Below are 21,361 nucleotides of genomic sequence, written 5' to 3' on the forward strand. Positions count from 1 at the left end.
AAACTTATATTTAACTCACCTTGAATATATCGATCGCTCCTGCTAGTGGTCTGCGATCAATTATTCAGCAAACCCTAGTTAGAAGATGAAAGTCAACCTTAAATCTCTAGATTATTACTTGAGTCTGAAATATCCTATCAATTTTTATCCAGAATCTGAAGGTTATACAGCCATAATAAAAGACCTTCCGGGTTGTATGTCTGTGGGGGAAACTTTGTGGGAAGCGATGGAGAATATTCAGGAAGCTAGGGAATTGTGGATAGAGACTGCTTATGAGTGCGGCGATGAGATTCCTTTACCTGCTAAAAGTTAAAGTAGGGTGCGTCGCTTCGACAATTCTCGGCAATAGTAGCTATCCGATTGCTCGGATTGAGATTTAAATCATGAGTAACCGCCGATAAAAACTCTTCTATTCCATCAAGCAATGGCTGTTCGTTTATACTTTTCTCCACCAAATATATTAACAACATATAATTTCTGGTCGCATCAAATGTATGTGGGTCGGTGTAACTCAAATCAGGAATCACTGAGTGGCCACCTATAATACCGGGTATATGCTCTATCCAGCTCTCTGTATTTTGGTTGACACCTTCTCTAGCAGCATAGGCACAAGCAGCCGCAGCAACATCAGCTATTTGTATGCCAGGAAATTTATCGGATTCCACAAATTGAACTTCTTGGGATAGATTAAATGTAATGGGTTCTTCTACTCCTTGAAAAAAGTCAGTATAAATCTTATCCTCTCTCCCAATCATAGTATCCAACAGTCCCTTGTTTTCTTTTAGTGGTTTACTAACATCACAAAAAACTTTAAGTTGGTTAAACTCTTTTCCCGAGTCACAGAGAATAGATAACAAAGCCGGGTACGAAAGCTCTAAAATCCACTTGCCTATATCAGTTCCTTGTAAAGAGTTTAATTCTTGATTAATAGTATCTCTATGATGAATACAGAAAGTCTTTATGCCGTCGAGTATAGGCGAAATATCAGGTGTTTTTGAAGAACTAAAAAGATAGTTAAGTTCTGTGTCCTCCAAACTTCTCATAAGCTTCTGAAAATCGCTAAATATTTTTTCAGCATCCGCGCTCTGAGATACAAACTCTACATATAAAATGTTGCTGATAAATCGGTGAAATTTTATCTGGTAAAATAGAGAGTTTTTTTCTGATAAAACTGGCTCAAATATATATTCATACAATTTGCAAGCTAAGTTGAATTTTTTATGATATACAGCTACTTTTATGCGATCCTTAAAATTTATCAATATCTCAGCTATTACCTTTTGACCCTTGGAAGATTTAAGAAGGTTTCGACCTTTTAATTCGCCACCTTGTAGCTTATATTTTTGAATTATATTATTTACATATTCTGTAGCTTCTTCATGGTTAATTGCTACACTTGCATAAGCAAAAATCGGTGAATCTCGGTCCATAAGATTATTACCATTGCAACCTGATTCATCGCAGTAAATTTCTTGAATGGTTTGTTTCATAGGGATTTTTAGTTTAATTGTGAGGAGTGTGTATTACTCGTAATTTTTGTATTATAACATAAAATTACAAAACCACACCACTTCAGAAATGAAACTTAACAGCCTCCTTTCACAAAGGAGAATTAACAAAATAATACAGGACTTGGTATTTGAGTACGCTCATAAAAACTGCTTGCTATGATAAGAGAGTGGGTCGATCGCACTTTTTCCCCAACCCCTCCAAAATCCCAGGCTACACCCCTGTAACACGATCGCAGGTACCATCGCCTATAATCGAAACTAGCCCAACTCTCATCAGTTGAGAAACCGCCATGAGTCAACACAAGGAAGAAATTAGCTATTCAGAGAAAACAGAACGTCTCAGAGTTATCGGTCAGTTTATCAAAACTGTGACACCGATGATTTGGACGATCGTAATTTTAGTAGTCATCATTCCCCTATTAGGTAACTTTCTAATTTCCCAGTCACTAACAAATACCGGAACCACAGCAGTTGTAGTCTCGCCCCCACACGATTTTAGCAAAGTCAACCAAGACGTTAAAAACGCTATCCAACAATCCCATATAACTGCCGAAACTTTCGCATCTAAAGAGTTGGACAAATGGGAAACCGAAGTAATCGCGCGGGTTGACAACAGTTTCCTCGATTGGTACTTTGATTACTTCAATCAAAAAAAGATGGAGTTTACCGTACCTTTTAATTTCTTGAAATCTGCCGTACTCAACAGATTTGATATGACAGCAGCATCTCGTGCTGTTTCCGAAAAATTAACCGAAGACTTTCAAAGAGAATTTGCTAACCGCGTGCTGGTTCCCAAAAATGCTCAACTGCGATTTCAATTAATCACTCAAGATACTGCTAATTTGTACATATCAGAAGTTAGCAAAAATGTGAAAGTAGTTCAAAATAATTATAATATACCGCAAGTACAGTGGGACAAATATCTCAACGATATTGCCACCACAATTAGCGACAAAGGAAACGTCTCGAATTTATCATTAAAAGTATTAGTTGGCGGCAGCGGCTACTTAATTGCTAAACCCTTAATTTTGGGAGTAGCAGCTAAAGTTGGTAGTAAAGTTACCGCAAAAGTTGCTAGCAAAGCCGCCGCCAAGGTAGCCACAAAAACAGGCGGTACAGTTGCTAGTCAGTTGGGAGTGAGTTTAATCGACCCGATTGTCGGCATCGGGATTATCATTTGGGATTTGTGGGATTACAATCACACAGTCAAAGTAGAAAGACCGATTTTGCGGGAACACATTGTAGAATACTTGAAAGATGTCAAAAAGTCCCTGCTCACAAATCCTGAAAGCGGAATCATGGCAGCAATTTATCAGTTAGAAAGTGGTCTTCTCAAGTCACTTTAATCATTGAAATCTCGTCTGAATGATGTGTGTAAATCCCCGAAATGTGGTAATTTTACTGCAAGAATAAAAGGGGGTAGACAAGTAGTTAGGGCTAGCAGCGGGTACTCCAAATCGCTACTGTGCGCGATCGAACACCCGACTGTGGGCGATCGCACTCATGTAGCAAAAAAATAGAGAAAAATGAATTTTAAGCAAGGGAAAAAAAGAGAGGATGTTGGGACAAAAAGAAGAATTGCACAACTTTATTTACCCTAAAAAGATATCCCGTAAGCGACGATAAAACAAGGCTTTAGACTCATATTACAGGGATTTAGTTGTCGCCATTTTTAAAAAATTAGCGGTCGATTATGACTTGTGGCATTTACAGCAGAAGAATTTAAAAGCTCCGATTGACAGGGTAGATTTCGGGCGGGAGTGCGTTTTAGCGATGAAGATCTACGGCGAGTCTTGTACGGAATTGCTGAATTATTTGACGGAGTTGTTTTAGTTCAAAAAGGCCTAACTTCTAAGCAGGAAGCTTGGTCGGCTTGGTCGAAATTGGGGCAAGGAATCGAACCGTTGATGAAATAATCGAAAGTCAAGGATCGAATCGGCAGTGGCGATCGCCCCCTGAGACTAAAATTAACTAAAATTGCAAGTATTGGTCGATCGACCCCCGTTACTCGACTATATTTGGATTCAAGGTTTGCTATACTCCAGAAACAGACACATATTAACCTTTGGAAAATCAATAGGCCGGAGCTATGACATCCTATGCAACCTCTACAGCAAGAGCCGAGATGAGTGAGATCCGGCGCTTGAAAAACATACTGCCCCCAGAACTCCAAAGTTGGGTAACAGTAGAAAAAACAATAGAAGTTAATCCTACCCTGATCCGCAGCGAAGAAATAGGCAAAGACCAGGTAGAAATCCAAATAGACCTGATCCGCTGGGAACAGCTAGCAATGGATCAGCGCAACCTCCTATTTTGGCACGAAGTCGCCAGAATCCAAAACGACACCATCCCCAGAGACGGTTGGGAAATGGCAGCCCTCGCCATTGGTTTAGGCGGCGCCGTCGGCGAACTTTGGGTGCAAGACGGCTTGCTGCTGCTACTGGCCCTATCCCTGTGTGGCGTCTCCGGCTGGAGACTTTTCCAAAAAAACAACGGAGAGAAAAGTTTAAAAGAAGCAATAGACGCCGACGAAAAAGCCCTGGCCCTGGCCACCCGCTTCGGCTACACTCTCCCAAACGCCTACAAAAGCCTCGGCAGCGCCTTAAAAACCTTAATTGAGCAAACCTCCAAAAAACAGCAGCGGGCTAAATACGAAGCTCGTCTCCAGGCCCTCAAACGCAACGCAGCCAAAGCCAAAGCCAAAGTCAAACCCATCACCCGCGAAACCTCCCAGTCAGAAAACGTCTACAATTCTTAACCTCATCCCCCGACGCTGGTTACGGGGGTTTTCCAGTTAACCGTTAACTGTTGACTTGTGGGTTAGCTGTTAACTGTTAACTGCGATGGCTATCCGGTGCAAGACAGGCACCAAAATGATTAACGACAAGATTAATCGGCCTGAATCCACAAAAATCTTGATTCCGATGTTAAAGTTTGGCCGCGACTGCGTTCAAAAATCTTTGGGCCAAAACTGGCACTGGTAGACTTAAGTCTATTTTTGCCTTTGATATCATTCTCGGCGGGCGAGTTTGCAGGCGTTTTTGTAAAGTTTGTATAAAGCTAGCCTTTTGTTAACCATAATATTTGGTAAAGGTGGAGCTGCTAGGACAGAATAGGCTAAAGACATAAGCTTGAAATTTGAAACCAGGACTTCATGGTCAGTCAAACCCCAGAGGCAGATTTTCGGGTAACGTACTCGGACGAGATTCCCTCAGTTCACATACCCGTGCGCTTGAGCGTACTTGAAGCTGTAAACTTCAAGACAACCTGCCAGCAACTTTTTTCGGAAAGCACCACCGTTCCCAGCAAGATTGTCCTAGACTTCAGTCAGACGACATTCATCGACAGTAGCGGGATCGGTGCTTTAGTCAGCAATCTGAAATTTGCCAAACAGCGTGGTAGCGACTTGGTGCTCCGAAGCCTCAAGCCGCAGGTGATGGCAGTATTTGCTCTCACCAGCCTAGATCAAGTGCTAACGATCGAGCAGCCCTCTGCAACCTCAACTCCCACAGAGACCAAGCCCTCGGACAATCAGCTACCGATGACCCACCCCTCAGTGCAATCGTGGGTGAAGCGGCTGATAGACATTGTTGGGGCAATAGTCGGTTTGATAATTACAGGAATTTTGCTCGTACCCATAGCTGCAGCCATCACTATCAACGATCCAGGCCCGATATTTTTCGGTCAAACCCGCTGTGGCTGGATGGGCAGACAATTTCGGATTTGGAAATTTCGATCGATGTGTACCAACGCCGAAGCCATGAAAGCCCAAATCAAAAATCAGGCTTCTGGCGCATTTTTCAAAAATGACAACGACCCGCGGATTACCAAGGTCGGGCGCATCTTACGCAAAACCAGCCTCGACGAACTGCCGCAGTTTTGGAACGTGCTCAAAGGCGAAATGAGTCTAGTCGGCACTAGACCGCCTACCCCAGACGAAGTTGAGCGTTACGAAGTCCCTCAGTGGCAGCGTTTGGATGTCAAACCCGGGATGACAGGGGAATGGCAAGTCAACGGTCGCTCTCAAGTCCGCGATTTTGAAGATGTCATCCGTTTAGATTTAAAATACCAACAAAACTGGAGCCTGGTGTATGACCTCAAACTAATTGTCAAAACTGTAACAGTCCTGTTTAACAAAAATAGTGGCGCTGTTTAGGAACCCTCAACAACCCACCACTGAACTTTGAGGTGCTGTTGCCAACGAGGGGGGCGGGAACTCGAACTCGATACTTAGTCAAGCAGACGATCGCTAGCGGTACCTACGTTAGCATTAAGTGTTAAAATTCACACGCCCAGAAAATGCACAGCTAGTTGCCAGCTCTGCAATCAGAGCATTAATAATTAGCAATTGGCGAGTTCGAGGTCATACTCAAATGATCCCAGCATGATTTTCGAGGACGAGAAGAACTCACCTGTGTTTAGAAAAGTAGCGACTGCTAACACGGTCGAAGCTTAAATCACTTCCTCGCAAGCTGACTCGGGAATTTTCCCTATTTAAACGCCCTACCGAGGCGGATTACAGTATCGGAAGTCTCTCATTTGCTGTGCGAGTAAATGGTGCGAAAGGAATGCTCACCTTGAGGCAAAACGGGCTTCTTCAACTCAAGCTTGACTTAACTAATATGTTGCCAAGACCTTGCCCTCCTTTTTCTCTCCCTCCGGCGCTGAGTACAGCGGTGGTGGGGGCCGACCAGGGGGAAGAAAGATGAAAGACAAGCAACCAAAGGCCGAGTGGCACCTGCAGGTTGAAACAGACCTGAATGCTTTAACATCCGTTTTGGAATGGTTGGAGAATATCGTTTTGCCCATGATACCAGCGGATTTCTGGTGGCAGTGCCGGCTGATAATCAACGAAGGCTTTACAAACGCTGTCCGACACGCTCACCAGAACTTGCCCCCCACGACACCCATCGACATTGAGGTAAAAGTGTTTGCCGATTACTTAGAAATTAGGATTTGGGACAGGGGTCAACCCTTCAACTTAGAAGCAAAGCTGCACTCAATCATGCAAGAGCAGCGCGATCCTTTGGACAGAGAGGGAGAAAGGGGACTGGTGTTCATGTACAAGCTCACAGACGACCTTCGGTATATCCGTACCGACGATCGCCGAAACTGCCTGGTAATGCGAAAAAACATTACCTGAGGGCGTGATACCCGCCCGGTCAGGGCGGCTTCTTTCGCAAGGAGTGGAAGATCCCCTCGCTCCCCTATTGTCCTACCCGGAACCCAACCACATCCTCGGCAATTCTGCGGGTACAGGCTCGATGCACGCGGCTGGAGGACAATTTGCTTCAAAATAAATATTATGCGTATTCTAATTTATTCATATAACTACTATCCAGAGCCGATCGGCATTGCCCCCCTGATGACAGAACTAGCGCAAGGCTTAGTCAAGCGCGGCCACCAAGTCCGAGTCGTCACAGGAATGCCCAACTATCCGCAGCGCCGGATTTATCCGCAATATGAGGGCAAATTTTACCTTACAGAAGAACACAACGGTGTCACAATTCAGCGCAGCTATCTGCGCGTCAACGGCCCCCACCCCAGCCTCCTAGACCGACTTGTGCTAGACGGCAGTTTTGTTGTCTCCAGCGCCGTCCAAGCTTTCAGAGGCTGGCGTCCCGACGTGATTTTCTCGACAATGCCCCCTTTACCGATTTGCGTCCCAGTCGCCTTTTACGGCTGGATTCGCGCTTGCCCGATCGTCCTCAACGTTCAGGATATCGTCTCAGAAGCAGCCGTGCGCGTCGGCTTGGTCAAAAAAAACGGACTGCTAGTTCGCATTGCTGACGCTTTGGAAAAATTGGCCTACAGCACAGCCAGCCAAGTCAGCGTCATCGACAGCGGTTTTATCACCAAATTGCACTCTCAGGGAGTACCCCCGGAAAAAATAGTGTGCGTGCCCAATTGGGTTGATGTCAATTTTATTCGCCCCTTACCCAAGGAAAGTAACTCATTTCGAGAAACTCACAAACTCAAGGGCAAATTTGTCGTTCTCTACGCGGGCAATATTGCCCTCACTCAAGGCTTGCAAACAGTTGTCCAAGCAGCCGCTCGTTTGAAACACCTAACCGAAATCGCTTTTGTAATTGTGGGGGAATCAACAGCCTTGGCGCGCTTGCAACAAGATTGCGAAACTTACAAAGCTAATAATGTAATGCTGCTACCATTTGAACCGCGAGAAAAATTGCCCGAATTGTTAGCTGCTGCTGATGTTAGTTTAGTCGTACAAAAGCGCCGCGTTACTAACTTCAATATGCCTTCAAAAATTCAAGTAATTCTCGCCAGCGGTCGGGCAATTTTGGCTTCGGTTCCTGAAACTGGTACGGCCCAGAAAGCAGTGCAGCAGAGCGGTGGCGGGGTGGTGGTAGCGCCGGAAGATCCGCAGGCTTTGGCTGAGGCGGTTGAGGATTTGTACCTGCACCCTGCTAAGGTGGATGCGTTGGGCGAGCAAGGCAGAAATTATGCTGTGGAGAATTATGGATTTGAGGAAGCTTTGAATCATTATGAAGCTTTATTTGCGGCGGTGGCAGCGAGTCATGCTGAGAAAATATTGGCGCCTTTGCCCAAATAATATAAGCGATTGGAACCGTGCCTAGTTAGAGTCTCACAAAATGTTCCTAGCAGTACAAAAATAACGTTCTTTAACGTAAATACCAAAAAAATTAAAGACTGATGTTTGAGCGATTTAAGTCCCCTATCTACGAGAATGAGAACTGTCTCCTCCGCCATCCAGAAAGCCCTGACTACCCCGATTAAAAGTAAAATACAGATTACTGAAAAAGACTTTTGACTTCCCGTTACAACCATGTTGATTAAAGTTTTTAGGGAATTTTTTATGTTGAATTAACAAAATAATCATAAAAATTCCCAGAGAAGCAAGCAGCGGCTAAACGACAAAATAACCTTGGATGGCACGGACTAAAAATAGAAAAAATGAGATAATTACCAAAAATAGCAAGCCCATTAGACTAATTGTTCAGGTAGGGACTGTTTTGAAGATTCCAGGAGTTACCAGAAAAGATAACGTATCTGCCAAACAGCCGATCGCCCCCTTCACCCCCTTCGCCCCCTTCACTCCTCCCCATCCCAGATATCACCACACCGCTGTGTGCCCGACACAGCAGCCGATCAAAACAAAACGCTAAAATAGTAGATCCTACAATGGAGGAGTTAATATTTGACACTTGTACCCGCGCGCGAAAACGTCCTAGCTTGGCTGTCAGACAGAGTTCCTGCTGCCCGTATCAAACATATTCTGGGAGTCGAACAGACAGCAGGTGACTTGGCTCGCCATTACGGCCTCGACGAAGCAAAAGCCCGAACTGCCGGTTTGTTGCACGATTTGGCAAAATACTTCAAACCTCAACTGCTGCTGCACATGGCCCAGAAGGAAGGTTTAGAGTTAGACTCAGTGTTGGAAGCACACCCGCATTTGCTGCACGCAGACGCCAGCGCGATCGTCGCCAGAGACGAATTCGGGGTGGTCGATCGAGAAATTTTGGACGCCATCGCCCATCACACCCTCGGCAGACCAAACATGAGCCAGCTCAGTTGTACCGTATTCATAGCAGATACCATAGAGCCAAGCCGCGGCAACACAGCCCAACTAGAAGCACTGCGCGAGGCAAGCTGGCAAAATCTTTATGCAGCCGTGTGGCAAACTAGCGATTATTCTGTTAAATATTTGCTAGAAACTCGCTGCTACATCCACCCCCGCACCGTACTTACCCGCAATTGGGCGCTGCAAATGGCTCGATCGCCGGAAACAGGAAATTCGACGAAGCAGTCGATCGAACAAATCACAAGTTAAAAGTAAAATTTACCAGAAATTCTGTCCTTACTTTTGGCTTCAACCTAACTCCTATTTCCCGTCTCAAACTGCCAACAATCGAAAGCGAATAGCTCACCGATTCCCCCTTACCCTATCAATTAGGAAATTAAACACTGAATGTCAGATCTAACTCAACTCGAATATTCCAGGGCCCAGTCTACAGCAACGGGCGGCACCTCCTCAGACGAAGCCCGTGGCATGATCATGACCGTTGCCCAAGCAGCCGATGACCGCAAAGCAGTAGATATTGTATTGCTCCGGGTGGCAGAAGTATGCTATTTGGCAGACTACTTTGCGATCATCACCGGATTTTCCAACGTGCAGGTACGAGCCATCTCCCAAGCGATAGCAGACCAAGTTGAAGAAGAGTGGCAACGCTTGCCACTACGTACACAAGGCCTATCAGACGCTAGTTGGGTCGTCATGGACTACGGCGACGCGATCATTCATATTTTGAAGCCTCAAGAGCGGGAGTTCTACAATTTAGAAGCGTTCTGGGGACACGCCGAACGCATTGACTTTTCCCCCACGCCGTGAGGATTGCTAATGTGAAAAACGTTTCTGCTTCTATTTGTCCCGTTCCGCAAGAACAGCGACCGATCAATGAATACCAAGAACTTAAAGAATCCTGGTTTTTTAGCTGGGTAACACTCAATTGGCCCGGATACCTGGCCAAACTAGCTTGGGTGTGGGCTTGGAGTTGCTTGGTATCGGGGCCGATAGCTGCTTCTAGCTTTGCTCCCCTCAAGTATCCAGCTCAGTTTGTCCTGTGCGGTGCCGCAGGTGCCGGTTTTATTCTAGGATTAGCTTTGCTGCGACTCTACTTGGGTTGGTTCTACGTGCGATCGCGCCTTTCAAATCCCACGGTCGTCTACGAAGAGTCTGGCTGGTACGATTGTCAATCTTGGCCTAAAACTCCCGAAGTTTTGCTTCAAGATCAGTTGATTGTCAACTACCAACTAGAACCAATTCTCAGGCGTCTGCGGCAAACATTTTATGGTTTGACAGTGTTGCTGGTTGCCGGGGGACTAACTTGGAGTTGTTTGTAATCGGGAATGGAAGGGAGTTTTGAGTTTTGAGATTGCCGCCCACAGCCAACAACGCACACGGAGTGCATGAGTGAGAAACGATCGCAGAAAGATTAACTTTATAACTCTTAACTGGCAGCTCGCAACTCATAACTTCCATCGGCCCCAATCTAAAATCTAAAATCTAAAATCTAAAATTGATATGACAAGGGGAAAACGAACCCAAGCTCCCGAACTGGAAGTCACACTGCTGCGCGAAGGTATTGTGGAATCGAGGCACCGCGCCCAGGCCGCTGTCTGCGACAAGCGCGGGCGCGTTCTGTCTGTTGCCGGTAACTCGGAAACGGCCACATTTGTCCGTTCTTCACTCAAGCCTTTTCAAGCTTTGGCGGTGACGGCGACTGGCACTTTAGAACGCTACGAATTGACCGATCGAGATTTAGCGATTATTTGCAGTTCCCATCAAGGTACGATCGAGCAATCGCGCCAGGTATTTAACGTCCTGTGGCGCTGCGACATTGACCCCTCTAAACTTCAATGCCCCATTCCCGAAGGCAAAAAGAGCGCCCTGCAATACAACTGCTCCGGCAAACACGCCGGAATGCTGGCTGTCTGCCAGCAACTGCACTGGCCCTTGGACACTTATTTACGCCGCAAACATCCTGTCCAGCAGCTTATTTTGGGCAAAGTGGCTGAGTTGCTGGCAATGCCTGCCGAAGAGTTTATCAGCGCTCGTGACGACTGCGGCGCTCCTACCTATTTGTTGCAGTTGGGGCAAATGGCCTCTTTGTACGCTAAGTTGGCTTCCGGCGACAATGTGGAGATGGAGCGGATTGTCCGCGCTATGACTCATCACCCGATGATGGTTGCCGGTGAGGGCAAATTTGACACGGAACTGATGCGCTTGACTCAAGGGGAATTGGTGAGCAAGTCCGGCGCCGAAGGGGTGCAGTGCATTGGCCGCGTTGGCGAAGGCATGGGCTTGGCAATTAAGGTGACGGATGGAGGAAAGCGCGCTCAATTTGCTGTGGCGATTCACTTGCTCAAGCAGTTGGGGTGGATTACTCCGACGATCGCCGAAACTCTGGCGGAGACTTACCTAACTCTCAGCGAGTTCAAGCGCTTGGAGGTAATTGGGGAAGTTTCGATGCTTTAGGGCGATCGAGACTCGCTCGCCGATTTCAGCAACCCCTCCCATAATCTAAAAAGTTTTTTTGATTTAGGGGTTGCAATTTTCAGAAAGATATGTTTATATTAGTAAAGAGACAAAAAACGACGCGGGATAGAGCAGCCTGGTAGCTCGTCGGGCTCATAACCCGAAGGTCAGTGGTTCAAATCCACTTCCCGCCACCAAATTCAAGCGAACCCTGTAATCGTTAAGGTTTCAGGGTTTTGTTTTTGGAAACCACTAGAGAGAGATAAAACGACGCGGGATAGAGCAGCCTGGTAGCTCGTCGGGCTCATAACCCGAAGGTCAGTGGTTCAAATCCACTTCCCGCCACCAAATTAAACAAGACAAGCCCCGGCAGCCTAAAAGTTGCTGGGGTTTGTTTTATAGCTTCTATTTGATGCCGAGTGCGATCGCCTCTTCGACAGATTGAAAGCAGTTTATTTTAGGCGGCAACAAAAATGAGGACACAGCACTGCTGTGTCCCTACTGTATATTTGTATTTTTCTAATTGGGACAAATTGACACTCCCTCAACCTAAACACTCAACCCTATACTTTTCGACGACCGTTTGTGCAAGCTTTATGTGTCAAAAAATTGCAATCCGATATCCATATTTTTTAACTCAGGATTTTAAATTTCTAAGCCGGCTGAGCTTGCAACCAATCAAAAATTAGGTTTAACTGTTCCAGTGTAACTAACCCGTACTGCCACAGAACCATCGGCAGTTCGCTGGCATCTTGTTCACCGTGTCGGAGAGCAACGGCGATCGCAGAATTCGATATTGCCAACTCTCCCCGCAAATAATCGATCAGTTGAGCCTTTCTCATCACCTTCACCGCCAGTTTTATGCGCTATTGTAAAGATATGTATCTAATGGGTCTGTATCGGAAGTTTAATTGGTCTAATTCTAGGTTCACAATAGAGAACCTTGTGTGATCGAAACCGCACAAAACTTGTGATAAAACTCTGATAAAAAAGCGATCGCAGTCACAATAACTCCGAGAATCAAAAATTCGGTTCCGCGATCGCTCGCTTCCTTTAAATGAATTCATTTAAAATTGCTAAAGTCCTAGTTGAAGCTGAACTCCCGCTTCTGTACCGCTGTCGGTTTGTTTTGGAGGTAAAGGATTTCCTTGACGCTGGGCGTCAGAAGGAGTAGTAATAAATTCCAATGGACCCTCGATTTTGAGGCGAAATCTGTCGCCCAAGCTTCTTTCCCTTCTAGCAGAATTAGCCGCCGTTTCTGGTTCACCAATCAAGTTTTGGTAGTCCGAGTCTAAGGTTCTGTCCTCCACAGTCCTCAACGAGTCCCCAGATAAAGTCGTTTCCGAATATTGGGGCGTTGGTTGCAGTCTTTGTTGGGCGAGAACCGCCGGGGTCAAACCGATAAAAATTGAGCTCAGTCCGAGAGCAGTGCCAAGAGTAGCAATAACTGCGTTCATCATCCATGCCTCCGCTAGTTGCATCCTACTATGCTTATTTTACCTAGTCGCAATTAAGTTGCACTCTATCAAAAGTAGCTGCTTGTGGAGATATCAATTGCAGTTGCTGTGAAAACTTATAATTTTCGATCGCGCTATCGGTCAAATAGAACTGACGCAGCAACCAGGTTGAAACGCCAAAATACCTCATTTCAGGCATGAGTCAACCAAAAACTCGATTGGTTTGATTAGCCCCCGTCAGGATGGGAAAAATAGTTAGTGCTGGACGCACGGGCGGCTATCCATCGGTTGTTTTTCACGAAAATAGTTCGTTGCAGCCCGCCGCCACGCTAAAAACACCAGGTTTTAGATACCAGTCTAAAAAAAGAATGGAACAGCAGGCAAGTTCTAAACCCTTACAGAATCTCTTTTTCCCAATTATTTAATTCTTTAATCTCAAAATCTATAATAATATGAGCGTGTAGAGTACGTCCAAGATTGATACTGCATTCATCTCGATGCCAATGTTCCCAAAGCTCGCGATCGCGCTAAGATGGCGGTGGCAGTCGTTAAAAATTCAGTTGCCAGCGGCAGATTCCGAGTTATTAACAGCACTTTGCCTACTAAAACCATCTCAACTTCAAAACCTGCGCTCATCAATTTGTACTTGACCCGAATGTTGTGGGTTAATAATAGTTCTGCTTTACCATGCCAATCAAATATCTAACCGACCCGATTTTAAAAATGTCGGGCAAAGTGCCAATTCGCATCGTCCTTGTTGTGCCTTTTGCCCTTCAGACTTTCGCTGCGGTAGGGTTGACGGGGTGGCTGTCGCTGCGGAACGGGCGCATAGCCGTCAACGATGTTGCCGCACAACTGCGAACAGAAGTCACATCGCGTATCCAGCAACATATTAATAGTTATATTGAAACGCCACACCAAATCAATCAGCTCAATCTCGATGCCATCCGTCTCGGCATTGTGAACGTGCGGGATAGTGATAGTTTGCAACGCTACTTCTACAAACAAATCCAAATTTTTGATAAAATTAGCTACATTCAATTCGCATCCGAAGAAAAAGATTTTATTGGAGTTGAACGCCTCGACGACGGCAAGTTGCAAATTCAGATTTCTAATCAATCTACTGGCTATAATTTGCAGGGCTACGGGCTGTCAGAGTTGGAGGAACCAACCAAGCTGTTAAAAACTACTCTCAACTACGACCCCCGTGTCCGACCTTGGTACATAGCTCCGGTGCGCGCAGGCCAACCGACTTGGAGTAAAATCTATAATTATTTTGACGCTCCCAAACTAGCGATTACGGCTGCTCAACCAGTTTATGGCGAGGATGGTAAACTGATTGGCATCCTGGGTTCTGACTTGGCACTTTCCAAGCTCAATCAATTCTTGGAAACTCTAAAAATTGGCAAATCAGGACAGACTTTTATTGTAGAAAGGTCTGGGCAATTGGTGGCAAATTCTACTCTGGAACCGCCATTTATTGTTAGCAATGGTGTTGCGAAACGGATTGTGGCAACCAGCAGCAAGAATGTTCTAATTCGATCGAGTGCCCGCTATTTGACAGAACGCTTCGGGGATTTGCACAAAATTGACAGATCTCGCCAGTTAGATTTTACGATCGACGGTCAACGGCAATTTCTACAGGTGACGCCACTCTCAGACAGCAGGGGTCTCGACTGGTTGATTGTGGTGACGGTTCCTGAAGCCGATTTTATGGAAAGGATTAATGCCAACACTCGGTATACTGTGGTGATGTGTCTGGGTGCTTTGGTGCTGGCAACGGCGATTGGCGCTCTAACTTCTAGGTGGATTGTTGTACCGATTCGGCGTTTGAGCAAGGCTGCGGAGGCTTTGTCACGGGGAGAATGGGACGGGATGGCGGTAGATTCCCGCTTGATGGCGTCTGTAGAGCGGGAGGATGAGGTGGGTGTCCTGGCTCGCTCCTTTAATATGATGGCAGATCAATTGGAAGAGTCGTTTACTACTCTCGAAGATCGGGTAGAATCTGCGATCGCCGACAAAAATCAATTAATTATTTCTCTGAAAAACTCGCAGCAAAAACTGGCTCTCCATCTTCACCAAACTCCTTTGGGAGCGATTGAATGGGATCTCAACTTTGAAGTAGCGGAATGGAATTTGTCAGCGGAAAGAATTTTTGGATACAACCGCTTGGAAGCTATGGGACGCCACGGAGTCGATCTCATAGTTCCTGAAAGTGCTAAGGAGTATGTCAGGCAACTATCTATAACTTTGCTCACTAATAAAGGAGGAGTTACCAGTCTTAACGAGAACCTCAGAAAAGACGGCAAAATTATTCTTTGCGAGTGGTACAATACGACTTTGGTTGATGCTGACGGCAGCATCATTGGGGTGGCATCGCTGATTCAGGATGTGACTGAATTTCACAGTGCTGTGGAGAAGTTACGGGCTAGTGAGGAGCGGTTTCGCCAGTTGGCAGAAAATATTCATGAGGTATTTTGGATTAGAGAACCCAATCAAAAGCAGCTAGTTTATGTGAGCCCTGCTTGCGAAAAAATATGGAATTTGAGCTGTCAGAGTTTGCAGTCAGAACCGGAGGCTTTTTGGGATGCTATTCACCCGGAGGATCTCGATCGCGTCAAGGCTGCTTTTGCGAAACAGGTGCGGGGCGATTATGATGAGGAGTATCGGGTAGTGCGATCCGACGGTTCAGTTTGCTGGGTGCGCGATCGGGCTTTTCCAGTCCGCAGCCAAACCGGAGAAATTTACCGCATCGTGGGTATTGCCGAAGATATTACCCAGCGCAAATTAGCAGAAGAATTCCAAAAAGTAGCCCAAACCGCTCAAGCTGCAAACCAAGCCAAAAGCGCCTTTTTAGCTAACATGAGCCACGAATTGCGAACTCCCCTCAACGCGATTATTGGTTACAGCGATATGCTCAAAGAAGACGCTGAGGATTTAGGCTGCGAAGATTTTATCCCCGACTTGGAAAAAATTCAAACAGCGGGCAAACACTTGCTATCTTTAATTAGCGACATTCTAGATATTTCTAAGATTGAAGCGGGGCGGATGGAACTTTACCTAGAAACTTTCAACCCGGTCAATTTAATTGACGAGGTAGTTTCTACTGTCAAACCCTTGGTAGATAAAAATTCTAATAAGTTTGAAGTTGATTGTGCTGACGATTTGGGCATGATGTATGCTGACATTACCAAAACTCGTCAAATATTGCTCAACCTGCTGAGCAATGCAGCCAAATTTACGGAAGGTGGCACTATTACCCTCTGCATTGAAAGAGTTAAACATGACAGCTTAACAACTCCAGAAATAGCAGAACCTTCCGACTCAATAATTTTTCGCGTAGCTGATACGGGTATTGGGATTCCCCCCGAACAATTGCAGCATTTATTTCAAGCATTTATGCAGGGCGACGCCTCAACTACGCGCAAGTATGGCGGCACCGGTTTGGGATTGACTATTAGCCGTCACTTTTGCGTGATGATGGGTGGCGATATGCACGTCGAAAGCGAGTTAGGTTGCGGTTCGGTTTTTACTGTGTGCTTGCCGGCCCGCGTTGAATTATTGGTCAGCAGTTAGTCTTGCTATCCGGGACGCAATTGTTACACAAGAAACCAGGTTTATTGACAAAAAACCTACGCTTTTAGATAATTTATGAGCAATAAACCAAGGTGATGATAGGATGCAGCCTCAGTCTTATTCTAGTTAATTCGCCGTTTCTGGCGACCCAAAAGTTGAGCTGTTAATACGCCGCCGACAAAGCCAAAGAAATGCGCTTGCCAGGAAACTACCGGCTGCGAGGGCCAAACTCCCCAAATTAAACTGCCGTAGAAGAAACCGACAATTAAAGATAAAAAAATAGATGTAAAGCTGCGTTCAAAATAGCCCCGCAGCAGCAAGAAGCCGAAGTAACCAAAGATTAATCCGCTGGCACCAATGTGAACGGAGTTAGGCGCGCCAGTCAGCCAAACTCCTAATCCACTGACTAGCACAGTGACGGCACTCACGATAAAAAAGTCGCTAATTTCTCGCAGCATAATCAACCAACCCAATGTCACAAAAGGGAGGGTATTGGCGGCTAAGTGAGCAAAACTGCCATGCAGAAAAGGCATGAACAGGATGCCTTCAAGTCCGTCGAGGCTGCGGGGGCGGACTCCGTAGGCATTCAGCCTGCCTCGGAACAGGAATACATCGACAATTTCGATAATCCAGAGGAGGGAGACGAAGCCACCGAGAATGGCGGCGTGGCTTTGCAATTCGCGGGTGATAGCTTTGGTTTCTGGGTTACTCATGGGTGGTGAGGGCGGTGATACCGATTTTTTCTCATTGTAGAAGTTTCTGGGCGATCGCGAGCAAAGATTGTGGGGTCGAGGTTTCACGGTTTTTTGCAGCAGAGCTTATTTAGAAATATTATAAGTTTTATTAAAAGTTCCGCATTTTCACGTATAGGATAATTCACCTGAATGCGTCACAATTGTAATTGAACTACAAAAGGAGAGTCAACCGAAGGTTGAAGCTAGAACGTAGAAGACAGAATTTTTACCCTATCAATCAATTGTTGGGCTTGAAATGAGGACAGTTTTTAGAGCGAACACCGTCTTTAAAAAAAATCAGGAACTACTTTTCTCGCCCTAAGTCATTAATTTAAGAAGTTCAATCCGGTAAAGCCAAACGAGATGCTGTAGATACTGATTGTAGATAATATGGCACAAGCTCTACAAAGAGTTATTGGCACCTCGTTATAAAAGAGGAAGAGAGCAAAATGAACGTATTTGAGCATACAGTCTCCTACCGAACTCTGCCAAATTGGGTAGGATTTGGCAAACAAGAAACAGCCGTTAATGTCGCTACAAATTCTCAACCTTACGGTCAAAAGCCACACTTTGACCCCTTGCATCCGCTAAAACAATGGCTTGATAACACTGCAATTAAAAGTCAAAAGTTGGCTCGGTTGCTGTGTAAGTTTATTCCCAGCCAGTGTCCGTTTGAGCGAGAAGTCAAAATTGGCGATCGCACTTTATTGTCCATTCCGCCGCTGTGCAAGTTAAATCCGCTTTACGAGCAAGTGGTAGGGCTGCGCTTTCGTGCTTTATGTTATTTGGCTGACGAGTGTGGCGAAGATGTAACTCCTTATTGTTAATTCTGCAAAAAATTAAATTTCTCACTGTCTTTTCACCCTCCCTTCTCCTTGTTGGGGAGGGTTTTTTTATTTTGAGATTATTCGGCGCTTGAAACCTGTTATATCAATTCCGGTTGCACCGGAATTATCGTTGACTGTTGACTGTTGACTGTTGACTGTTGACTGTGAGTAGAAAAACTGAATGGTTGAGTGTTAACTGTTGAGTCGATTTTATTATTCCGATGCAACCGGAAACGATATTAACCTCAAACTCAAATGTGGCGAAGCGCCGGTCATTTGAGTTCGAGGTTAAATTACACAAACTTTTGTCTGCCTCAGCAGAAAAGCCAGATATTCTCTTAGATCCCCGGCTTTTTGAAGAAGTCGGGGCTTGAAAGAGCGATCGCATTTAAATACTAAAGGGAGCGAATCACTCGTTGTTCGAGAATGCGTTTGCCTTTGTTATAAATACTAAGGCTGGCTCCTGTAACGATGTAATCGTAGGTGCCATTTTTTGCCACATAACCAGTCCCCTCTTCAGTTCGAGCACGCAGGGCAATTGTGCTGCCGTTACTCTTTTTAACGCCGTAGTAATATAGTTGATTGGCGTGGTTGTAGCACAGATAAATCCGAAAGTTGCTAGTCTCGAAATAGTTTTCCACTTTCTGTCTTTTGCGAGCACAAAAATCCCTCACCAGTTTTTGGGGAGTGGATACATTAGCTATTTGTATGGTTTCAATCGGAGACTGAGTGCGAGACGCTGTTGGTGCAGTGCTTGTGTTCGATTGTCCTATAGCCAAGGTTGCTGCTGGATTGCTGGCAAATAGCATTAAACCGAGTAAGCTGGTTTGTGTGAGTCTTGCTGTGAAGTTCATAAGTCATTCGTTTAAAATATGTTGATGCGTCTAATCTAGGTAAGTTGGATTGATGAGGGCGATCGAACAGTACAGTTTTCACAATTGGCCTCAAGGAGGAAATCCTTGGATGCAATTTCCGTTTCCCCTGAGATGGGGTACTATTCTCAATAAGCTTTTAGGGGCAGGCTAGAAGCCCGCCCCACAATAGGATTGAATGTATAGTCGAAATATCGTTACTGAGAATGATATTTTTCTGTGAGTTTCCCTGCACCTGACTAGCCGACGGACAATTAAAAAACTGGCACTTTCGATTGCTGAGAGGACTTATGTACTAATACGCGATCGCGAGGACAAAGCAGAGAATTATTTTAAATATTGGGCGCCAACTGCGGGCGCTGATGCTAGTTTTCATCAATTTCGATAAGTGCGATCGCGCGACACGCCCCCGTAACCCACGAGGGAAGTCTTTACGTGTCGCTTTTGGGATCTTCAGGCCCCGAGGGTACTTCTCCCCTTTGTTGGGCTTCCAATAAAGCCGTTTCCACGAGAAAGGCTATCAGGTTAGCCGTGGATCTGCCTTGCTTGTCAGCCCATCGATCCAAAGCTTCATATACGTAATCAGGAAAGGTAACGTGAACGCGCTTGCTCAATGTAAATGTTTGTTTGTTTGCCAACGCTCTTAATGGTACAAGCTTACGCTCCCGATCGTGTTGTTACCCTATTGTTAAAAATCTACTGACACATATTTGGGCTTATTATGTTACAATTCGTCTAATCCCATCAAGACTCAGTCAAAAGCCAGTCCGATGCTTTCCGAGGGCTCAGGACTGGCTATGGCTCCAATTAACAAAGGAGATACACCTATTATGCCGTATGAGAAACGTCTCAGACCCTGGATTGTGGTTCGTTTGCTTCCGAATCTACAAAGGGTCGTTGTCGGTCGCTTTCGCAGTTGGTCTGATGCAGAGGGTCATTTGCGAGTTCTCAAACAACTGCTTCCCGCTGCGAGATTGACCTTAGTTTTCGATCCGATCGATTAATTTTGGTTGTGAGTTGATAAGCGTGCGATCGCCCTTGGTTTGAGGAGGGCGATCGGACTTTCGGGCAATGTTAAACTGGACGCAAAATATCAATTGAGTTGGGGAAAAAACCGTGACAGCTATTCTACAAGCAACAGAACAGCCAACAGCACAAAGCTACTTCACTCCAGAAGAATATTTAGCCCTGGAAGAAGCAGCAGAGTACAAAAGTGAATATCGCGACGGAGTAATTATTCCAATGACAGGTGCAACTACGAATCACAATCAAATCGCTGGAAATATTTATATCGCATTAAGTCTTGGCCTCAAAAAACAAGACTATCGAGTTTTCTTCGGTGACGTGCGTCTGTGGCTGCCGAAAAAGCGAACTTATACTTATCCCGATGTGATGGTAGTTCCGGGTAAACCTGAGTATTTCAATAATCGCCAGGATACGGTGATGAATCCTCAAGTGATTGTGGAAGTTTTATCGAAATCTACGAAAGCTTACGATCGCAGTGATAAGTTTAAGTTTTATCAAACGCTGCCGACATTTCAAGAGTATATTCTGATCGATCAATCTCAGGTTTATATAGAACAGTATTGTAAGTTGGAAAATAAGCGGTGGTCGTATAGTCAGTACGATGAAGAGGATGTGGCGCTAGTTTTTAATTTCTTTCAAGTTGAAGTGCCGCTGGCAGATGTCTATGAGAAGGTGGATTTTGAGGCGGAGAATGAGCCAGAAGAAAGCGGCGAGGAATAAGGGCGATCGCACTTGGTTTCAGAAGGGAGATCGTCTTTTCTAAGCTAAGACCAACTTTTGTCTTTTACCTATGTAAAAGCTTCTAATATCCTAGTCATGGGAATAAAAAGTGAAAGTTCATCACCTTCTAAGGCAATAAACCCGTATTGCAAATAAAATTCCTTAGCTTGTTCGTTGAAAGCGTCAACTATCACTCCCAATACTCCTATATCTTCCGACAAACGAATCACTCTGTTAAAAGCATCGATTAACAGTGTCTCACCTAGTCTTCTACCCTGCATTGATTGAGTTACCGCCAGTTTGCCGATCCGCATGACTGGAAGAGGATAGCGCGGCAACCCTCTCCTGTAATTTTCAGGCAGTAACTCTCGTTGTAATTCAGCCATACTTATTGAATAATAGCCTGCTACTTGACCGTCACCGCCTTGAGGAATTGCCACCCAAGTTTTAGCAATGCCTTTTCTTTGATTTTGTCGGGCGTATTTTTTGAGCTCCTGATTTAACTCCGGCACACCGCAGTCAAAATTCTCCCGAATCACCCTGCTACAGCGTTTCCCGCTGTTATGAGGTACAGTAGCAGCAATTAGCAAACCAATTTCTTAAATGTTTAGGGTTCATTA

General features: G+C 45.4%; 24 protein-coding genes and 2 tRNA genes. 18 read left to right on the forward strand and 8 right to left on the reverse strand.

The genetic code is table 11. The features are described 5' to 3' along the window. The first annotated feature begins 85 nt into the window (after positions 1-85). Positions 86-313: a type II toxin-antitoxin system HicB family antitoxin gene (locus QUA07_RS27670; RefSeq protein ID WP_333331809.1), complete on the forward strand. Its 228-nt coding sequence runs from the start codon at positions 86-88 to the stop codon at positions 311-313. Here the strand turns inward: QUA07_RS27670 and QUA07_RS27675 are convergent. Then, complete coding sequence (locus QUA07_RS27675; RefSeq protein WP_333331812.1) at positions 303-1,490, reverse strand: DUF3800 domain-containing protein; 1,188 nt, start codon at positions 1,488-1,490, stop codon at positions 303-305. The two genes, QUA07_RS27670 and QUA07_RS27675, sit on opposite strands and share 11 nt — an antisense overlap. 311 nt (positions 1,491-1,801) lie before the next feature. Here QUA07_RS27675 and QUA07_RS27680 point away from each other — a divergent pair, with 311 nt between their 5' ends. The 13 genes from QUA07_RS27680 to QUA07_RS27740 all read left to right on the forward strand — a co-directional run bounded on the left by QUA07_RS27680 (position 1,802) and on the right by QUA07_RS27740 (position 11,877). Continuing rightward, a complete protein-coding gene (locus QUA07_RS27680) occupies positions 1,802-2,857 on the forward strand; it encodes a hypothetical protein (RefSeq protein WP_333331815.1) in 1,056 nt (351 codons plus the stop codon). A gap of 414 nt (positions 2,858-3,271) precedes the next feature. Continuing rightward, the gene (locus tag QUA07_RS27685; RefSeq protein ID WP_333331818.1) at positions 3,272-3,427 is read left to right on the forward strand and encodes a hypothetical protein; all 156 of its coding nucleotides are present in this window, start codon (positions 3,272-3,274) and stop codon (positions 3,425-3,427) included. Positions 3,428-3,600: 173 nt separating this feature from the next. Continuing rightward, complete coding sequence (locus QUA07_RS27690) at positions 3,601-4,269, forward strand: DUF3318 domain-containing protein (RefSeq protein ID WP_333109239.1); 669 nt, start codon at positions 3,601-3,603, stop codon at positions 4,267-4,269. 396 nt (positions 4,270-4,665) lie between these two features. Next, on the forward strand, positions 4,666-5,667 hold the full coding sequence (locus QUA07_RS27695) for a sugar transferase (RefSeq protein WP_333084651.1): 1,002 nt from the start codon (positions 4,666-4,668) through the stop codon (positions 5,665-5,667). Positions 5,668-6,216: 549 nt separating this feature from the next. Beyond that, positions 6,217-6,654 carry an ATP-binding protein gene (locus QUA07_RS27700; protein WP_015178537.1) on the forward strand — a complete coding sequence of 146 codons (438 nt, stop codon included), beginning with the start codon at positions 6,217-6,219 and terminating at the stop codon, positions 6,652-6,654. A 162-nt stretch (positions 6,655-6,816) separates the two neighbouring features. Next, the gene (locus QUA07_RS27705; protein WP_333331822.1) at positions 6,817-8,085 is read left to right on the forward strand and encodes a WcaI family glycosyltransferase; all 1,269 of its coding nucleotides are present in this window, start codon (positions 6,817-6,819) and stop codon (positions 8,083-8,085) included. Positions 8,086-8,422: 337 nt separating this feature from the next. After that, positions 8,423-8,659 (forward strand): hypothetical protein, encoded by a 237-nt coding sequence (locus tag QUA07_RS27710; protein ID WP_333084647.1) that lies wholly within the window; start codon positions 8,423-8,425, stop codon positions 8,657-8,659. 32 nt (positions 8,660-8,691) lie between these two features. Next, on the forward strand, positions 8,692-9,324 hold the full coding sequence (gene yqeK / locus QUA07_RS27715) for a bis(5'-nucleosyl)-tetraphosphatase (symmetrical) YqeK (RefSeq protein WP_333331825.1): 633 nt from the start codon (positions 8,692-8,694) through the stop codon (positions 9,322-9,324). Positions 9,325-9,462: 138 nt separating this feature from the next. Further along, positions 9,463-9,882: a ribosome silencing factor gene (gene rsfS / locus QUA07_RS27720; protein ID WP_333331828.1), complete on the forward strand. Its 420-nt coding sequence runs from the start codon at positions 9,463-9,465 to the stop codon at positions 9,880-9,882. 11 nt (positions 9,883-9,893) lie between these two features. Continuing rightward, the gene (locus tag QUA07_RS27725; protein ID WP_333331831.1) at positions 9,894-10,394 is read left to right on the forward strand and encodes a CGLD27 family protein; all 501 of its coding nucleotides are present in this window, start codon (positions 9,894-9,896) and stop codon (positions 10,392-10,394) included. Between the two features lie 181 nt (positions 10,395-10,575). Then, on the forward strand, positions 10,576-11,529 hold the full coding sequence (locus QUA07_RS27730) for an asparaginase (RefSeq protein WP_333084640.1): 954 nt from the start codon (positions 10,576-10,578) through the stop codon (positions 11,527-11,529). 120 nt (positions 11,530-11,649) lie between these two features. Continuing rightward, a tRNA-Met gene (locus tag QUA07_RS27735) sits at positions 11,650-11,726 on the forward strand. Positions 11,727-11,800: 74 nt separating this feature from the next. After that, a tRNA-Met gene (locus tag QUA07_RS27740) sits at positions 11,801-11,877 on the forward strand. A gap of 305 nt (positions 11,878-12,182) precedes the next feature. Here QUA07_RS27740 and QUA07_RS27745 read toward each other — a convergent pair. From QUA07_RS27745 to QUA07_RS27755, 3 genes are all read right to left on the reverse strand, one after another. Beyond that, positions 12,183-12,371, reverse strand: coding sequence for a DUF2949 domain-containing protein (locus tag QUA07_RS27745; protein WP_333085816.1), 189 nt, complete (start codon positions 12,369-12,371; stop codon positions 12,183-12,185). 234 nt (positions 12,372-12,605) lie between these two features. Next, the gene (locus QUA07_RS27750; RefSeq protein WP_333331834.1) at positions 12,606-12,989 is read right to left on the reverse strand and encodes a hypothetical protein; all 384 of its coding nucleotides are present in this window, start codon (positions 12,987-12,989) and stop codon (positions 12,606-12,608) included. 486 nt (positions 12,990-13,475) lie between these two features. After that, positions 13,476-13,622 (reverse strand): hypothetical protein, encoded by a 147-nt coding sequence (locus tag QUA07_RS27755; RefSeq protein WP_333233336.1) that lies wholly within the window; start codon positions 13,620-13,622, stop codon positions 13,476-13,478. A 51-nt stretch (positions 13,623-13,673) separates the two neighbouring features. On the opposite strand from QUA07_RS27755, the gene QUA07_RS27760 reads away from it, so the two are divergent. Next, positions 13,674-16,562, forward strand: a complete 2,889-nt coding sequence (locus tag QUA07_RS27760; RefSeq protein ID WP_333331837.1) for a PAS domain S-box protein — start codon at positions 13,674-13,676, stop codon at positions 16,560-16,562. Between the two features lie 122 nt (positions 16,563-16,684). Here the strand turns inward: QUA07_RS27760 and QUA07_RS27765 are convergent, their stop codons facing one another. Then, on the reverse strand, positions 16,685-17,275 hold the full coding sequence (locus QUA07_RS27765) for a rhomboid family intramembrane serine protease (RefSeq protein ID WP_333331840.1): 591 nt from the start codon (positions 17,273-17,275) through the stop codon (positions 16,685-16,687). Positions 17,276-17,745: 470 nt separating this feature from the next. On the opposite strand from QUA07_RS27765, the gene QUA07_RS27770 reads away from it, so the two are divergent. After that, on the forward strand, positions 17,746-18,123 hold the full coding sequence (locus QUA07_RS27770) for a Mo-dependent nitrogenase C-terminal domain-containing protein (protein ID WP_333048531.1): 378 nt from the start codon (positions 17,746-17,748) through the stop codon (positions 18,121-18,123). 395 nt (positions 18,124-18,518) lie between these two features. Here the strand turns inward: QUA07_RS27770 and QUA07_RS27775 are convergent, their stop codons facing one another. Both QUA07_RS27775 and QUA07_RS27780 read right to left on the reverse strand, forming a co-directional pair. Further along, positions 18,519-18,977 (reverse strand): hypothetical protein, encoded by a 459-nt coding sequence (locus QUA07_RS27775; protein WP_333331843.1) that lies wholly within the window; start codon positions 18,975-18,977, stop codon positions 18,519-18,521. Positions 18,978-19,426: 449 nt separating this feature from the next. Further along, positions 19,427-19,633 (reverse strand): ribbon-helix-helix domain-containing protein, encoded by a 207-nt coding sequence (locus QUA07_RS27780; RefSeq protein WP_333108327.1) that lies wholly within the window; start codon positions 19,631-19,633, stop codon positions 19,427-19,429. Between the two features lie 159 nt (positions 19,634-19,792). Between QUA07_RS27780 and QUA07_RS27785 the strand changes: the two genes are divergently transcribed. Together QUA07_RS27785 and QUA07_RS27790 are read left to right on the forward strand one after the other, a co-directional pair. Next, positions 19,793-19,999: a hypothetical protein gene (locus QUA07_RS27785; protein WP_293156897.1), complete on the forward strand. Its 207-nt coding sequence runs from the start codon at positions 19,793-19,795 to the stop codon at positions 19,997-19,999. Between the two features lie 112 nt (positions 20,000-20,111). Continuing rightward, positions 20,112-20,741 carry a Uma2 family endonuclease gene (locus QUA07_RS27790; RefSeq protein ID WP_333331846.1) on the forward strand — a complete coding sequence of 210 codons (630 nt, stop codon included), beginning with the start codon at positions 20,112-20,114 and terminating at the stop codon, positions 20,739-20,741. 68 nt (positions 20,742-20,809) lie between these two features. Here the strand turns inward: QUA07_RS27790 and QUA07_RS27795 are convergent, their stop codons facing one another. Then, positions 20,810-21,331 (reverse strand): GNAT family N-acetyltransferase, encoded by a 522-nt coding sequence (locus QUA07_RS27795; RefSeq protein ID WP_333331849.1) that lies wholly within the window; start codon positions 21,329-21,331, stop codon positions 20,810-20,812. Positions 21,332-21,361 lie beyond the last annotated feature (30 nt).

The sequence above is a fragment of the Microcoleus sp. T3_A4 genome (assembly GCF_036700465.1).
Taxonomy (GTDB): domain Bacteria; phylum Cyanobacteriota; class Cyanobacteriia; order Cyanobacteriales; family Microcoleaceae; genus Microcoleus.